Annotated in this window: 11 protein-coding genes and 1 pseudogene; 3 read left to right on the top strand and 9 right to left on the bottom strand. The window is 42.3% G+C overall.

Going from position 1 to position 16303, the window contains the following annotated elements; genetic code table 11:
- The first annotated feature begins 297 nt into the window (after positions 1 to 297).
- Positions 298 to 900 carry a dTDP-4-dehydrorhamnose 3,5-epimerase gene (gene rfbC / locus RYL27_RS07085; protein WP_314966187.1) on the top strand — a complete coding sequence of 201 codons (603 nt, stop codon included), beginning with the start codon at positions 298 to 300 and terminating at the stop codon, positions 898 to 900.
- 3 nt (positions 901 to 903) lie between these two features.
- Positions 904 to 1911, top strand: coding sequence for an RluA family pseudouridine synthase (locus tag RYL27_RS07090; RefSeq protein ID WP_314966188.1), 1008 nt, complete (start codon positions 904 to 906; stop codon positions 1909 to 1911).
- Positions 1912 to 1985: 74 nt separating this feature from the next.
- On the opposite strand, the gene RYL27_RS07095 is transcribed toward RYL27_RS07090, so the two are convergent.
- The 9 genes from RYL27_RS07095 to RYL27_RS07135 form a co-directional block, all read right to left on the bottom strand.
- Positions 1986 to 3356, bottom strand: a complete 1371-nt coding sequence (locus tag RYL27_RS07095) for a uracil-xanthine permease family protein (RefSeq protein ID WP_314966189.1) — start codon at positions 3354 to 3356, stop codon at positions 1986 to 1988.
- A gap of 134 nt (positions 3357 to 3490) precedes the next feature.
- Positions 3491 to 4084: a 5-formyltetrahydrofolate cyclo-ligase gene (locus RYL27_RS07100; protein WP_314966191.1), complete on the bottom strand. Its 594-nt coding sequence runs from the start codon at positions 4082 to 4084 to the stop codon at positions 3491 to 3493.
- A 145-nt stretch (positions 4085 to 4229) separates the two neighbouring features.
- A complete protein-coding gene (locus RYL27_RS07105) occupies positions 4230 to 5186 on the bottom strand; it encodes a DUF6033 family protein (protein WP_314966193.1) in 957 nt (318 codons plus the stop codon).
- Between the two features lie 264 nt (positions 5187 to 5450).
- The gene (locus RYL27_RS07110) at positions 5451 to 8777 is read right to left on the bottom strand and encodes a glycoside hydrolase family 2 TIM barrel-domain containing protein (RefSeq protein WP_314966195.1); all 3327 of its coding nucleotides are present in this window, start codon (positions 8775 to 8777) and stop codon (positions 5451 to 5453) included.
- 1147 nt (positions 8778 to 9924) lie between these two features.
- Positions 9925 to 11163: a peptidase T gene (gene pepT / locus RYL27_RS07115; RefSeq protein WP_314966196.1), complete on the bottom strand. Its 1239-nt coding sequence runs from the start codon at positions 11161 to 11163 to the stop codon at positions 9925 to 9927.
- 47 nt (positions 11164 to 11210) lie between these two features.
- On the bottom strand, positions 11211 to 12197 hold the full coding sequence (locus RYL27_RS07120; RefSeq protein ID WP_314669188.1) for a homoserine O-succinyltransferase: 987 nt from the start codon (positions 12195 to 12197) through the stop codon (positions 11211 to 11213).
- An 18-nt stretch (positions 12198 to 12215) separates the two neighbouring features.
- The gene (locus RYL27_RS07125) at positions 12216 to 13352 is read right to left on the bottom strand and encodes a D-alanyl-D-alanine carboxypeptidase family protein (RefSeq protein ID WP_314966198.1); all 1137 of its coding nucleotides are present in this window, start codon (positions 13350 to 13352) and stop codon (positions 12216 to 12218) included.
- 233 nt (positions 13353 to 13585) lie between these two features.
- Entirely contained in the window at positions 13586 to 14263 is a 678-nt protein-coding gene (locus RYL27_RS07130) for a ComEA family DNA-binding protein (RefSeq protein WP_314966200.1), read from the bottom strand.
- A gap of 383 nt (positions 14264 to 14646) precedes the next feature.
- Entirely contained in the window at positions 14647 to 15279 is a 633-nt protein-coding gene (locus tag RYL27_RS07135) for a hypothetical protein (protein ID WP_314966202.1), read from the bottom strand.
- Between the two features lie 262 nt (positions 15280 to 15541).
- Between RYL27_RS07135 and RYL27_RS07140 the strand changes: the two are divergent.
- Positions 15542 to 16255 (top strand): annotated as a pseudogene (locus RYL27_RS07140) (aminopeptidase P family N-terminal domain-containing protein); the annotation flags it as partial.
- Between the last annotated feature and the right edge of the window lie 48 nt (positions 16256 to 16303).

A 16303-nucleotide genomic window follows, 5' to 3' on the forward strand; every position in this document is an offset into this window, starting at 1 on the left:
CCGGCGCCAGAAAAGAAGAATTTTCTTTGCCTTTTCTTGTCTTTCGACTGATTTTTGCCTTTCGGCTGTTACGGTTCGTGTCCTCTTCCTATGGAAGAGATGTTTTGTAGCAAGTTTTTTTGTTTTATTCTTGTTACAGTATATATATCGGAGGCAAGTATTAAAAAATAAGTATTATGTGAAAAATTTTTTTTATGATAAAATATAGATAGTATTTCTTGCTTTATTACTATTTATGAGAAAAAAGGAAACTCTTTGTTTTCTATTACTTACAACAAAGGAGAAAGGATAAATTTCATGGGACAGATTCAGGTAGAAAGAACGGACATTGAGGGATTATGCATTATCACGCCCACTATTCATCAGGACAGCAGAGGCTATTTTATGGAAAGCTACAATGAAAGAGATTTTAAGGAGCAGGGACTTAATCTTCGTTTTGTACAGGACAATCAAAGTATGTCTGTAAAGGGTGTATTACGGGGACTGCATTTTCAAAAGCAATATCCCCAGGGAAAACTTGTTCGCGTATTAAAAGGAAGAGTTTATGATGTGGCTGTAGATTTAAGAAAGAACAGCAAAACTTACGGCAAGCATTTCGGTATTACCCTCAGTGAAGATAATAAAAAGATGTTCTATATTCCGGAGGGCTTTGCCCATGGTTTCCTTGTACTTTCCGATACCGCGGAATTTGCCTATAAGGTAACAGACTTCTACCATCCCGGAGACGAAGGCGGTCTGGCATGGAATGATCCAAGCATCGGCATTCAGTGGCCGGAGTTAAAGGGTACTTATGCCGGAAATGCGAAAAAAGACGGTTACACTATGGAAGACGGCAGTCCCCTTCTTCTCTCCGAAAAGGATGAGCTCTGGCTTCCTCTGGCAGAAACCTTTTCCTTTTAACGCATGAGCATTCCTACTCTTTTTACCTATACCGTTCCGAAAGATTTTGCAAACAAATCGATCGAAGCTTTTCTTTTAGAACAGGGCTATACCAAAACCCTTCTTTCCGCCTTAAAGAGAGTTCATTTTTTTGAGGAGAACAAGGAACATTACGGTATTGAAAAAAATGGTCAATGGGCCTTTACAGTGGATCTTTTGGCGGAGGGGGATTGCCTGTCTGTCTACCTTCCCGTAGAGGAAGAGAACAGTGCTCCACCCTATGATTTCCCTTTGGACATTGTTTATGAAGACCGGGATATCCTCCTGCTAAATAAGCCTGCAGGACTTCCCTGTCATCCCTCTCCCGGACATTTTGAAAAGACTTTAGCCGGAGCAGTAGTTTCTTATCAGATGCAGAATTCTTCTGCATCTTCTTTTGTTTGTCACTTTATCCACAGATTGGACTTGGATACCAGCGGTTTAATCCTTCTGGCGAAGAATCGTTTGGCTGCATCGATTCTAAACAAAGATATGAAGGAGGGACGCGTCCAAAGAAGCTATCTGGCTTTTTGTCAGGGAAATCCCGAATTTTCCCTAGGTCATGTTCCGGGATTTAGACGGGTTCATGAGAGCGAAAAAGAAGAATTTGATTATGCCTTTGCCATATCTGCGCCTATTGCCAGAGTAGAAGAAGAAAAAATGCTGAGAACCGTGGATTTTCAAAAAGGGCAGGAAGCCCTAAGTTATTTTAATGTCTTAAACTATTTCCCCAAGAACAACTATTCTCTTCTGCAGCTTCAGCTGGCCACCGGCCGGACCCATCAGATTCGCGTCCATCTCGCCTACCTCTCCTGCCCCTTACTTGGGGATAGCCTGTACGGCAATGGGAAAGAAAGTGTATTTTCACAAATTATAGACTTATCCCGTCAGGCTCTTCACTCCTACTCCATTTCCTTTACCCATCCGATTGGGAAAGAAAAAATGTTTTTTAAACGGGAACTGCCTCCAGATCTATCCTTGCTCCTACAATAGGCAAAAAAGTGCTCAGAATATGTCTGAGCACTTTTTTCTTTGGACCTTAGACAGCCCTTATTGATTATATGCAATTAAGCTTTTTTCTCTTCCTTTGGCAATACAATATTCAAGAATACTGCAATGATGGTTGCCAAAACTACAGGAGACTTTCCGAAAATCATAGTGAAAGAAGTCGGGAACAGTTCCAAGGATGCAGGAGCCTGCGCAATACCCACTCCGATAGCTGCCGCAAGACCTACTACTGTAGTAGAACGAGCAGTTAACGGTTCCTGAGTAATCAACTTAATTCCGGTCATCGCAATGGTGGAGAATACAGTAATGGTAGCTCCTCCCAAAACACACTGAGGAATAGTCGTAAGTAATGCAGAGAATTTAGGGCACAGTCCACAAATCAAAATAAATACACCTGTAGTTGCAAATACCTTTCTTGCTACTACCTTATTGGAAATTACAATACCTACATTCTGAGAATATGTTGCTGTAGGAAGTCCTCCAAAGAATGCTATAAGGAAGTTTGTAGCACCGTAGGCAATAATTCCGCCACGTAGCTCATCATCACTGGGCTCTCTGTTAAATCCACCCATAGTAGTTGCGGTGAAATCACCGATAGCCTGAATGGAGTTAATGGCAAAAAGCAAACCGATGGAAATACAAGCAGGTGCATTGAAAGAAACACCGAATGGCAGGAGGTGAGGAAGCGCAAACCAAGAAGCGGTTCCAATTTTGTCAAAGGAAATCATCCCAAAACCAAGAGCCACAAGATATCCTACAAGCATACCTAAAAGGATAGAAGCCAATTTGAAAATACCCTTACCAAAGATACTAAAGCACATTACAGCAATCAGGGTGATAAAAGCCACCAGCCAGTTCTGCCAAGATCCATAGTACAGTGCAGGATTGATGGTAATTCCTTTTTCAGCAAGAGTCTGCATTCTGTTTGCCACTCCTCCGGCCATATAGTTTACCGCTGTTGGATACAAGGATAAACCAATGGTAAATACTACAGTTCCGGTAATCAGTGGTGGGAAAAATTTACGAATGCTCTTAACAAATAATCCTACTACAATAGCAACGACTCCACCAACCATCATTGCTCCAACGATAGCACCTACTCCACCGCCATCTTTAGCAATAGCCTGCATACTGGGAAGATAAGCAAAGCTGATTCCTAAAATCATAGGAAGTCCGGCACCAAAAACACCCTTCTTTAAGGGAAAAAGCTGTAAGAAGGTACAGATTGCAGACATGGTTAAGGATGCCTGAATCAAGATGATTCTTTGTCCGATTTCCAATCCTGCTACATTAGAGATGATAATCGCCGGTGTTACACAACCGATAATCATAGCCACCAAGTGCTGTAGCGCCAAAGAAATGGTAGGTGCCACATCAGGCTTTCCATCCCATTTAAACAACTCGTCCATTTTGTTTTGTTCTACACCCATTTTCGCCCCTCCTGACCAAAAATATTTTTTGGGAACAAATTAATTTTTTGACTTCACTAATACTAGCTATTTTTTTAACAGATTACAACTTGGCATTTCTTACAGAAATTTTTTTCGTATTTTGTGAAAGATTCTTAATGAAATGCAAAGTATCCTTCCTCTGTTAATAATGCATCCATGGGGATATCCGTTTTCTCCATAGGAATCTTATCGTAAAGTAGCCAGGAAAAGCATAAACATAGCTTCTTTCCCTTGCTCTTTTCCAAGAATCGATCGTAGTAGCCTGCTCCATGCCCCAATCTTCCACCCCTTTGATCTGCCATTACGCAGGGAATCAAAGACAAGTCAAAGCACCAGTCCGTAGAAGAAGGAAGTTCTTTTCTTGGCTCTAAAATTCCATAGGTCTGGGGAATCAGTTCCTCCATACTATGAATCTCTACCGCCTCCATCAGATGCTCTTTTCCCGGAATACATCGGGGAACGCACACTCTTTTCCCCATCTGTAAAGCCGTTTCCAAAATAATTCTGGTGTCCACCTCCCCTTCCATACTCACATAGGAGAAGATCCTTTCCGCTTCCAGAAAAAAAGGAGATTGCAAAAGACGAAGATGGATTTCCTCATTGGCCTTATTCAGCCGTTCTGCAGGAATTCCTCTCTTTCTTTCCTTTGCAAGCTCCCTAAGTGCATCCTTTTTCCTTTTCTGATCCAAAAATGAAAAAAATGCCATACTTCCTCCTAAAGATAGTTCAACCCTTACAAGGAGGAAGTATAGCATGAATCTTTTTAATTATAAACAAAAATAAAATTTATATAAGCAAATAATAAATTGCCTGCCCTATTTCATTTCACAATAAAATAAGAGAGCTATCCCTTTATTCTGTCACAGGAACCTTTGTCCAATCCAGCTTTTTCATGTTTTCCATAAGCTCTTCTATGGTTCTTCCCCTTACTTCCACACGTTTTACAGCTGTTTTTTCCGCAGCTTCAAGGTCCTCTGTTTCCCTTATCGCTTTTTCTTTATCGGAAAGTTTATCCTTGGAATCCGTCTTCTCTACCTTTCCGGACTTCCCTGACTTTTGTGCCTTCTCGGACTTTTTATCCCCCTTAAGTGCTTCCTTTTCCGCCGCTCTCTTAGCATCCTGCTTTTCTTCCAGTTTCTTCGCTTCCCGCTTTTTATCCTGCTCCTCGGCAATCTTTCTGGCAGAGCTTGTACTCTTCTCTAAGCTGGCAATCAGCATGGTGGTGCCGTCCTCTTGGGTTTTTGCCGCAATACTCTTTATGTCCTCCACATTGGTCTTGTTTGCGCCATTGTTATTGCCTATCCCTGTCTGCGCCATCAGCATAGACTTTACAGTCTGATCCAATGTATTTAATTGCTCTCTTTCAAATTTCTTATCCGTTGCCATTTTTTCAATTTCTTCATTACTTAGAACAACGGTAAATTCCTTATTGCTCTTTCCTGCTAAGGCATCATTCTCTTTTCCCTTTTCCGCAATACGGAAATCCACAAAATTCCGAGAACGACGCAAATTCTTCAGGTAGCTCTTCGCCTTATCGGAAAGCTGCTCCTCGGCACTTAATTCTTTCGCTTTTTCAGCCTTCGTACCTTTTGCCGCCTTGGCAGCAATATCTTTAGCTCTATCGGAAAGCTCCAAGCTGTCTCTTTTCGCTACAGCTTCTTCCCCTCCTGTTGCCTTTGCAAGCTCCGCTTCCTTGCCGGAGGCTTGCTCATCCGGTTTTTGGCTTTCCTTTACTTTTCCGCTCTCAACCTTGGATAAAATCTTGTTTTGGTAGGATTCCTTTCCTACAGAACGTACATTTTCCAGCATATTACCTCCTTTACTACAGCCTATTTTCGAAAAAAACAAAGTATTTCCAAAAATAAGCAGGTGAAAAACGCCCTTATACAGGGAGAAACATTTCTATACAGAATATTTCGTCATTTTCTCTTAAAAAATAAGGATATGGAGTGTTTCCCTCTATATCCCCGTAGATTATTTCTAAATTTTTGATAGCCGTTCTAAAAATGGCATAATGCAAAGCCTTAAGAGAAGGTATCTCCCTATATTTGTCAAAAGGATCGTAACCCCGCTTTAGCAAATCCCTCGAAAGGAAAAGCTGAAATGAATCCTATCCTTTACCTTCACCAAAAACTCCTCATGGGTATGGGAACCCCAACTGTCGTCTCCTCCCACTCCCATCTGGACCTTGGAAAGACGCAGGATACTGTGATGAATCGGAGGAAGTTCATAGCCGTGACAAGCATTTTCAATTTCATGGGGAGTCCAGGGAAGGGCGGAAACATTCATTTGCCCCTCTTCATTTTCCGCTAAGAAGACTAAACCCCTGCCCTTTTCATCGGTGAGGCTTGCCAGTCGTACCTCCGCCTTGTTTCCTGACTCCTGAGGGAAAACATAGGGAGCAAAATTATCCTTTACCTTCCTATGATAAATACCCAGTTTTCCCCCATGCTTCCTATCGGCGTAACAGTCCTCTTCTCCCAATCCGTACCAGGAAAAGTTTTCCAAATCCGCGTTTAGGGTAAAGAGGGTCCCAAATTCTGGAAGCTCTGAAAGCTGCTGGAGCAGGATAGGATCTCCCTCTTTCGGCAGGCTATAGTCCAGAGTCACACTGATTTTTCCATCCGGGAAAACGCTGTACTGCATTTGACAGCTGCTTCTCGGATTGGTGGGCAAATGATAGCTGTAGCGAATATGGAAGCAATCCTTCTCCATTTTCATCAGTACTTCTTGAGGTTTTTCCAGCATAAGACTTGCTTCCGGACTCCTTGTGCTTAAATACTGACTTGCAGTTTTCCACTGGGCATAGCGAAAAGCCATCAGATTTCCCGTGTCATTGTCGGTGGGGGCACGCCAGAAGTTAGGTCTTGGCATTGCCTCCAAATACTCCTTTCCCCCGTATCGGTAAGACACAAGCCCGCCCTGAATCAGGGAAAAGACTGCCTCAAAATGACTGCCTCGTACACCAATGTTGTGGGGCGAAGATAGAATCTGAAAATCTTCCGGAATCCCTTCCGAGGTATCGCTCCATTCTTCCAAAAGTTTCTCCCAGCTTCGAACCCAACGCTCCTCCTGCTGCCCTTCTCCCGCCAGATATACCTGTAAGGCTTCTTTTTTCTCTACTGTATAAGAGCTTTCCGAAAAGGCCATCTCCAAACCTTTTTCTCCATAGAGACTATCCTCTTTTAGATGGAAGCTGATCCGAAGGGTATACTCTCCCTCTGTCTCTTCTTTTGGGAAAGGATTTTGTATTCTCCCCTCGGATTGAGGCGGAACATCGGTCTCCAAAGAGCACTCCTTCCAAAGCTTTCCGTAACGGTACAGAGAAAGCTTGCAATCCAGCTCCGAAGTGGAAAGGAAAAGAGAACGATTCTGAACCAAAATCTCCTCCTCTTCCAAAGCGCAGAAGATATTTTGATAGAGATACTTTACTTCCTGCATCTGGGGCTTTGGATTTCTATCTCCCCCAAAAACAATGCCGTTGGCACTGAATTGAAAATCCGAAGGTCTGTCGGAAAAATCTCCTCCATAGGCTAAAAATTTCTCCCCATAGCGATTTTTCTTCCAAAGACTTTGGTCCACATAGTCCCAGATAAAGCCTCCCTGAAACAAAGGCTCTTCTTCCACATACTCCGTGTATTTATATAAGGCTCCTAAGGAATTCCCCATGGAATGGGCATATTCGCAAAGCAGGAAAGGCTTTTCCCTGTGCTCGGAAAGATAGTCTTTAATTTCCCTAACAGGAGGATACATGCGACTTTCCATATCGCTGCTGTCCGGGTAAGAACGGTCATTAAAGAGCCCCTCGTAATGCACCAATCGGGAGGAATCCAAGCTGCGAAGCCGTTTTGCCATCTCATGGATTACAGATCCCCCGAAGCTTTCATTTCCGCAGGAGAAGATCAGGATGGAAGGATGGTTTTTGTCTCTCTGCCACATATTTTCAATTCTTTGTAAAAGCATAGCCTCCCATTCCTTTTTATCCTTGGGAAGCACATAGTCTATATCTTTTGTAAAGGCGTAGGTATCCCAGCTTCCGTGAGTTTCCATATTGCACTCATCCATCACATACAGACCGTACTCATCCGCCAGACGGTAGAGGGCGGAATTGTTGGGATAATGGGAGGTACGAAGAGCATTGATATTGTTTCTCTTCATGGTTTGGATGTCCTTCTCCATTTCCGAAAAACTTACTGCCCTTCCCGTTAAGCTGCTGAAATCATGCCGGTTTACGCCCTTAAATACAATGCGCTTTCCGTTGATTTTCATTAGTCCGTCTTCTAAAGCAAAATGGCGGAACCCCGGTTTTTCCACGATATATTCCAGCACTTCTCCCTCTTCCGTGCAAAGCTCCAGCACCAAAGTATAGAGCTTGGGAGCTTCTGCGGACCAAAGCTTAGGCGCTTCTATGAAAATAGAAAATTCCGCTATATTTTGCTCTGAAGCAATCTTTCCCTCTAAATCGGTCTTTTCCTTTAAACCGGTCTGTTCCTTTGAAACGGTCTGTTCCTTTAAATCGGTCTTTTCCCCTGAAACAAGGATTTCTCCCTTAGAAACAATCTTTTTCTCAGAAGCAAAGCCTCTTCCCTTAGGAAGCGTTATTCCTCCATCATAAAGAGTATAGCGAAGAATGCCCTTTTCTTTCTCTTCTCCTTTTACCTTCTCCTGCGCTTCGATTCTTCCCAAAAAGCAAAGCTTTCCTTCTTTAAAGTCCCGGCTTAATTCCGTCTGAAGATGCAGGTCTGCCAAATGCAGCTTGGGCAGGGTATAGAGATAAACATCCCGGAAAATTCCGGAAAAGCGGAAGAAGTCCTGATCCTCACACCAGGAGGCTGCGGACCATTTGTAAACCTGAACTGCCAGCTTATTTTCTCCCTCCTTTAAAAAGCCTTCCAGAGAAAATTCCCCGGGAGTGAAGGAGTCGCTGTGATAGCCGATATAAGCTCCGTTACAATACAGGGCAAAGGCACTTTCCACCCCTTGAAAAGAAATATGCACCGGCTGCTTTCCCCACTCCTTCGGCAGCATAAAATATTTTACGTAGGAAGCCACCGGATTAAAATGCCGGGGAATTTCTCCCGGACGTATACTTTCATGTCCCTCCCAAGGGTACTGTACATTGGCATACTGGGGTGCGTCATAGCCCTCCAGCTGGATGTGGGCAGGCACCACAATATCCTCCCAATCCTTACAGGAATACTCCGGGCTTTCAAAATGCGGAATACTGTCCTCTATTCTTCTTGCATAATGAAACTTCCATAAGCCATTCAAACTTTTTCGCAGGGAACTCTTTCCCAGCTTTTCTTCTGTAGCATTGCGGTAGGCAATATGATCCGAATGGGGCAAAAGGACGTTTTCCTGATAATATTCCGGATTTTTGATTTCTTCATAACGAAACATAGCTTTATTCCTCTCCATACGAAGTATAAACTAACTCTATTTACTCGTCTGTTATTCTACGGCAAAGCCAAGCCTCCCGTCCATAGTTTCCCCTTCCCATAGGATTAATTTTGAGCAAAATGAGTCCTATTCCGGATTTTTGAAAATAAATTTTATTATCTATATAAATTTCATTTGCAAGGAGAAAAGTTCTTTTTTATAATCTCTTTTTTTACGAAAAATAAAAATAATATTTATTTAATTTTACTTTACAAAAGAAATTTTTTGTGCTATCCTATAGGCACAAGAAAGAAAAAAACAGCAAAAAATCTTTAGCTCGAAGAGAAAGAGTTAAGGATTTGCAAAGTGCAAACGGGAGGTTTGCGAACTATAATCAAGAAAGAGAGGTACAATCCAATGGACGAAGAACAGTACTTCTACTGGAGACTTAACTGAGTAGAGAAAACCTAACTCTTGTATAGCGGGAATTATGCTATCGGTTTGCAGAAGACTTTCTTCTTATTTTCTGAAAAGAGCAGGTTTCCAATAGAATCGGTTTCCCATCATAAACGCTTTAAATATATAAAATCATGGTGAAATTCCATTTTGAAATTATAGAGAAGCGATTCGGAAAAAGGTGGTACAAACCAATGGCTAGATAAGACAATTGAATATTGAGCATTTCCTGAAGATGAGACCCGGTGTTTCCTAAGGAATGCTTTCGGATGTATAGCATCCATGATAAAAACAATGACGAGCTCTATTCTCTGAAATAAGAGGAAAGGGAATTCCGATACGAATGTTTCAGAGAAGGGGCATTGGTATAGAGGAGGAATTAATCGTAAGAAAGGCAAAGGACTTGCTTTTCAAAAGATAGATAAGCGATAAGTGAATCGTTTATCATACAAAAGAATATTGAATAAGAAACAAGAAAAGTAGAATAAAGCTACTAAGCTTGAAAAAGTCCCTTCATAAAGGGATGCCAGTGATGGACGAAAAAGCAGTCTATTCATATAAAAGAAAGGATCTTCGAATGTATACTCGAAGGTCCTTTCTCTTGTTTCTATAATGTCCTGTAGCTTTTCATCAAGACGTCTTGTTCTATAAGTCCGCCCTATTCTATGAGCCTGTCCTATCTATGAGCCCGTCTTGTCTTATCGCCCGGAACTTATTGTTTTTTTCCAATCATTTCCTGACAGATCTTCAAAAGCACCGGAATCATCTTTTTGAAAGAATTCAGATTCAGGTATTCGTAAATCCCGTGGTAGTTCTCTCCTCCCGTAGACAGGTTGGGGCAGGGTAAGCCCATGAAAGAAAGCTTAGCACCGTCTGTACCTCCACGAATGGGACAAACCTTCGGGGTAACTCCCTCTTTTTCAAAGGCAGTTTTTGCCACATCAATCAAATACATATGAGGGCGAACCTTTTCCACCATATTATAGTAGCTGTCTTTCACTTCTACAGAAAACTGTGCCCCCTTCTCTCCGTATTTCTGATTCAGCTTCTCTCCCGCCTCCTGGAAAATTCTCTTCTTTTCTTGGAATTTCTCCCAATCATGGTCACGAATAATGTAGTCCAAAGTAGCCAGACTTTCCTCTCCCACAAAGGAACATAAGTGGAAGAAGCCTTCATACCCTTCCGTGTTGGCAGGTGTACAATTTGGCAGCAAAGCATTAAACTCCATCGCCAAAAGATTGGCATTCATCATCTTATCCTTTGCAGAACCGGGATGGACATTCACACCATGAATCTTCACCTTTCCGCTGGCTGCATTGAAATTCTCATATTCCACCTCTCCCAGAGTGCCGCCGTCCACAGTATAAGCCACCTCTGCGCCGAAAAGAGGAACATCAAAGAGGTCTGCTCCTGCCCCAACCTCTTCATCCGGTGTGAAACCTATGCAAATGTCTCCATGACGAAACTCCGGATGGGTTTGTATATATTCCACCATAGCCATGATTTCCGCAACGCCCGCCTTATCATCCGCTCCCAATAAGGTTTTTCCGTTGGTAACCATTAAATCCTGTCCAACCGCCTCTAAAAGCTTTGGAAAGACCTTCGGAGAAAGAACTTCGGTTTCGTTTAAAGCAATATCTTTTCCATCATAATTACTTACAATTCTGGGCTCCACATTCTTACCTCTTGCAGAGGGAGAAGTATCCATATGGGCAATAAATCCTAAAGCAGGAGTCTTTTCCTGCTCTTCCTTCGATAAATTGGAAGGGATTTTCCCGTAAACATAGGCATGGTCGGTACACTGTACGTCCTTTACCCCCAGCTCCTTTAAATCCGCTTCCAGAACTCTTGCCAGATCAAACTGCTTCTCGCTGGAAGGAATCTTTTCCTGATCCGGTACGGATTCCGTATCAATTTTTAAGTAACGAATCAAACGTTCTACTGCATCCATAATTTCTCCTTTACTTGTACGCACTGCTTCAGTCACTTTTTGTTCCCTTAATCGGTAGACTTTACGGTGCTGTCTCTTTCACTTCTATGGTCATCCCGAAGATAACTGTCCTCGGAAACCGGGCGCATTTCCTCCAAACGATAAGGCGTCTCCTGATACACAAAATTTAACCAATTACTATAGGTACAGTTGGAGCTGGAACGCCAGGATAAAATCGGGGTATTCTCCGGATTGTCATCAGGATAATAATTCACCGGAACCTCCGGATTTATTCCTTTTGCCAAATCTCTTTTATACTCCTTATCCAAGTCATACCGGTCATACTCGGAATGACCGGTAACAAAGATTTGGCGAGAAGAGCAGGCCAAAATCAAGTAGCTTCCCGCCTCTTCACTGTCCGCCACCACATAAAGCTCTTTATTTTTCTTTACTGCCTCTTCATCCAGTCCGGTATAACGGGATTGGGGAACATAAAACTCATCATCCATCCCCCTCATTAACATCTTCTTCCTATGAAGAACCCTATGGGAATAGATTCCGCTTAATTTCTTCTCCAAAGGCACTTTCTGAATTCCATAATGATAGTACAGCCCCGCCTGGGCTCCCCAACAAATATGAAAGGTGGAAAACACATGTGTTTTAGACCATTCCATAACTTCCGTAAGTTCTTTCCAGTATCCAACCTCTTCAAAAGGCATCTTTTCCACCGGAGCTCCGGTTATGATTAAGCCGTCAAAATACTCGTCCTTTACGGATGAAAAATTAACATAAAAGGTATTTAAATGAACGGAGCTGGTATGGGTAGAAACATGGGATTCCATCTTCATCAGCGTAATTTCCGTCTGAATCGGGAAGTTGGAAAGCACCCTAAGTAGATCCAGCTCCGTATCTTCCTTTAAAGGCATCAGGTTGAGAATGGCAATATGAAGAGGTCGAATATTCTGAGATACCGCCCTCTGTTCATCCATAACGAAAATATTTTCCTTCTCTAATATGTCCTTTGCAGGCAAATGGTTCTGTACTTTAATTGGCATAGCTTCCCCCCTTTACTTCTATCCGAAACGCTTATACAAGGTGGCATGATCCTTAATACACTGCCAGGTGCTGGAGCTGTAGCCGGTTACCACCAAAAGATTCTTTCCATTTGCTCCTTTTCCGCTGCTGACAGCGCAAAACATAGATTGACGAACAAAGCCTGTTTTCGCCATAGTCACGCTGGCACCTCCGGTATCCTGCCCTTTTATTCTTTGTACAAACAGGTTCGTCAGCTTAATACCATTCTCGTGCTTATTGGTGGCAGGAATCTGATAGTTCTCCGTGGAAAGAACCTCTCTGGCTAAGGAATTTCGCATAGCCGCCGCCATAATTTCTCCAATATCCTTCACATTCATATGATGGGTACTGTGATAAAGCCCTGTAGCATTCTGGAATTTACAGTCTGAAGATAGCCCTAAGTCCTGAGCTTTTTTATTCATTAAAGCCACAAATCCTGCTTCAGAACCGGCAATTTCCTTAGCCAGAGCCAATACCGCATCCGCTCCGGAGGGTAGAATTACCCCATAGAGTAAATCCTTTACCCGAACCTGCTCCCCTGCTACAAAACCGCAGTTGCTGGCACCTCTTGCCTTCACATAGTCCACAATATCCTGGGTAATGGTAATCTTCTTCTCTAAATCCGGAAGATTCTCTACCGCCACAAGTAAAGTCATCACCTTTGTCATAGAGGCCGGATTCATGCTTGCAGAGCTGTTCTTCTCACCTAGGATTGTGCCCTGATCCAAGTCAAAAACCACTGCATAATTGGCATTCACCTCTGAACCGATAGACTTGGTTTGCCCATTCCCCGAGAGCTTTGCCAAATTCCACTTTCTTTCCTGGGTAACAGCAGTATTTTGACCGCTACTCTTCGTCGGATTTTGAGAGGATGCACTCCCCGGATTGGCTGCCGGGCTGCTTCCGCCGGAATTCGCAGATCCGCTGTTACCGGCCCCCGCATTCCCCTGATTATTATAAAGAAGGTCTTCAATATAATGGTAGGTAGGATCCTTTCCTCTTCCTACACCGCTTCCATTAACGGAAACCGGACCGTAGTCTGAAATTCCGTAAACTCTTTCCTCTGCATAAATCAATGTACTCTGTACTATGGATAATAACAAAACCATAGAGCACAAGCTTTTTTTGATTCCCATTCTTTTTCTCATCTTTCCCTGATTACTTCTTCCTATAATATTTTAACTTTTTAAAAGAAAGGCCTGTCCCTTCCCAGTAAAAATTTCACTCTTGCATTTACATTCCTATCCCTCTTCCTATTACGCTCTTCATAATCTTGGAATACGGGAAAACATTTTCATCATAAAGGGCAAAGCAGAAAAGCACAAGGGATAAAGCTTACAAAATCATGTCAACTATACGCCGGCCTTTGTTATACACAGATATCCGCTTTGATTTTTTCAAATATTTTATCTCCGATTCTTTTTACATTCTTAATTTCTTCAATACTGGAAAATCCGCCGTATTCCTCCCGGTAACGGATAATATTTTTTGCCGTGGCGGGACCAATTCCTTTTAAGCTTTCCAGCTCCTGCTCTGTAGCTGTATTAATATTGATTTTCTTTTCCTTCCGCTTTTGTTGAATTCCTCCTTGACCGTCTTCTATGCCGGCTACTTTCTTTTCACCATCTACTCCAATTTCCGCTTTACTTTCTTCTTTGCTTTCTTCTTGACTTTCTTCTTGACTCTCTTCTTTACCAATCTCCGGATTCTCTTCTTTTTTCGCCTTTTTACTCCCTTCTAGGTTTTCCCGCTTTTCTTGGCTTTCCACTTCTACCGAATCTTCTATTTTTTGATTTTCTCGTCCCTCTTGCTTTTCTTCTGCTATTTTTTCCCGGTTATCCGGCAACTTTTCATTTCTCTTGGCCTCTAAGCTTTCATAAGCGCCCCTGGCCAGAAACGCTTCTTTCTCCTCTCCCGCAGTCCCCTTATAGATAATCCTTCTTTCCCGTTCCTGATTCATCAAAAATAAAAAGCCCAGAAGCATAAGCATCAGAAGTAATAAAATAATCCTTCCCCGTTTCAGGGAAGACAAAGAAACATCGGGCATAAGAAGCTCCTTTCTGAAAAATGAATAGCTAGTAGAATTCTTGAAAAAATGAACAGATGGCAGAATACTTGAAAAAATGAATAATTGGCAGAATACTTGAAAATGAACTAATAAATAAATGAATGATTCGTTGAAAAATAGAATACTAAAAAAGAAAGGTATAGATGAAAATAAGAAAACCTGAAAACAAATGGATAGACGGAAAAAATATTTAAAAACAGATGAATAAAAAACAGATAAAGACGAGAAGAATAGAATCTAATAGAACTAAAGAAGAAATCTACAAGCAATAGTATACCATAATCTTCCCTACAAATTCTCTTTGAATAAAGAATTTATAGGGAAGATTATTGCCATAAAAAAATTTTAAAAAACAGAAAAGGCTATGCTTCCGATTCCTTCTCTGCCAAAATCAACTCTTTGGCATAGGGTAGGGTTTTTATCCAATCACAGAAGGTATGCCATTCTTCTAACTTATGGCTCTTTCTGGAAAAATACATATTGATAAGACTCTCGTAATTCATGGTGCAGGTCCGCATTTGCTGATAAGAGCTGGGAAGCAACTGGATAATGGTGTACCAATCCTCCTTGTTTTTCTTCTCCAGAAAGCGAAGACGAATGCGTTCCAGATCCTCCACGGTTCTTTTCAAACTCTCCAGCCCTTCCTCGGTTAGATGATCATGGGAAAAGTCCTCAATGCTAAATTCCTTGGAATGGATTTTGTGCATGGTAGAGGTGGAATTTGCTACAGTTGCCACTTTATATGTGTCATACTCCTTCCACCAATAAAGAGGAGCCGTGATGTCCACGGAGACAAAGATTTGGCGGATAAACTTTCTATGATCGGAACCGGCCAGTCGTAAACGCCTTGCCAGATTCATGTCATTGGGTCCCAGCTGATAATTTCCTTCTTCATCATAATAAGAGTCCGCCCTATCCCAGGAATTCATAGGATTTCTGGCACCTCTCATGGCATTTTCTATATTCATTACAGATGTTCTTTCACACTTTAACATAGCTCTTCCTTTCTCATGCAAAACTGATGGCAGTATAACATGGGACGTTTTTCTAAGCCAGACTAATATAGCTTTTTAGAATACTTTTAGCCTTTTTCCTTTATAGCGCGATTACTCCGGACTTTCGCTTCCGTTATTTTTTTAGAACATTTTTCCTAAAAATCAAAGTTTATCCCCCTATTCTTTAGCCTTTTTGAGCAAATCGTGCTATAATACACTACAGCGTTTGGTTTTTATACTTGAAGAATTATGGAGGTAGAACATGACAGTACCTGAGAGACTTTCCGCACTTCGTAAAATTATGAAGGAAAAAGGCATTACTATGCTGATTGTTCCCACTGCGGATTTCCATCAAAGCGAATATGTTGGAGAGCATTTTAAAGAGAGAATGTTTATCACCGGATTTACCGGTTCTGCCGGAACTGCTCTTATCGGTTTAGAGGAAGCAAGACTTTGGACTGACGGTCGTTATTTTATCCAGGCTGCTAAGCAGTTGGAAGGAACCACCGTTCAGCTGATGAAGATGTTCGAGCCGGGAGTACCCAGCCTGGAGGCCTTCTTGGAGGAGCATTTGAAGGAGGGGGATACCCTTGCCTTTGACGGTCGTGCCGTATCCGTAGGAGAAGGACAGGAATACGCTCGTATTGCCGAGAAAAAGAAAGCTAAGATTCTCTATGACGAGGACTTTGTGGATCCGGTTTGGAAGGATCGTCCGGCACTTTCCGAAGAGCCTGCCTTTGATCTGGATGAAAAATATGCCGGTGAAAGTGTAAGCAGTAAGATGGCTCGTATTCGTAAGGAAATGGAAGATGCGGGATGCAATACCCATATCGTTTCCACCCTGGATGATACCTGCTGGACTCTGAATATCCGCGGTAATGATATCGAGTTCTTCCCTCTTGTTCTCAGCTATGCCATCATTCGCATGGATCGTTTCGACTTATACATTGACGAAAGAAAGCTGGACAAGGCATTGTAGGGATGAAGCACTACGCCATCCGTAGCCAGCTTTTCCTGCAAAGCC

The organism is Oribacterium sinus, assembly GCF_963537195.1.
Classification (GTDB): Bacteria; Bacillota; Clostridia; order Lachnospirales; family Lachnospiraceae; genus Oribacterium; species Oribacterium sinus_A.

Coding starts and splice junctions, on each gene's coding strand:
- rfbC (WP_314966187.1), top strand. CDS start 298: ATGGGACAGATTCAGGTAGAAAGAACGGACATTGAGGGATTATGCATT.
- RYL27_RS07090 (WP_314966188.1), top strand. CDS start 904: ATGAGCATTCCTACTCTTTTTACCTATACCGTTCCGAAAGATTTTGCA.
- RYL27_RS07095 (WP_314966189.1), bottom strand. CDS start 3,356: ATGGGTGTAGAACAAAACAAAATGGACGAGTTGTTTAAATGGGATGGA.
- RYL27_RS07100 (WP_314966191.1), bottom strand. CDS start 4,084: ATGGCATTTTTTTCATTTTTGGATCAGAAAAGGAAAAAGGATGCACTT.
- RYL27_RS07105 (WP_314966193.1), bottom strand. CDS start 5,186: ATGCTGGAAAATGTACGTTCTGTAGGAAAGGAATCCTACCAAAACAAG.
- RYL27_RS07110 (WP_314966195.1), bottom strand. CDS start 8,777: ATGTTTCGTTATGAAGAAATCAAAAATCCGGAATATTATCAGGAAAAC.
- pepT (WP_314966196.1), bottom strand. CDS start 11,163: ATGGATGCAGTAGAACGTTTGATTCGTTACTTAAAAATTGATACGGAA.
- RYL27_RS07120 (WP_314669188.1), bottom strand. CDS start 12,197: ATGCCAATTAAAGTACAGAACCATTTGCCTGCAAAGGACATATTAGAG.
- RYL27_RS07125 (WP_314966198.1), bottom strand. CDS start 13,352: ATGGGAATCAAAAAAAGCTTGTGCTCTATGGTTTTGTTATTATCCATA.
- RYL27_RS07130 (WP_314966200.1), bottom strand. CDS start 14,263: ATGCCCGATGTTTCTTTGTCTTCCCTGAAACGGGGAAGGATTATTTTA.
- RYL27_RS07135 (WP_314966202.1), bottom strand. CDS start 15,279: ATGTTAAAGTGTGAAAGAACATCTGTAATGAATATAGAAAATGCCATG.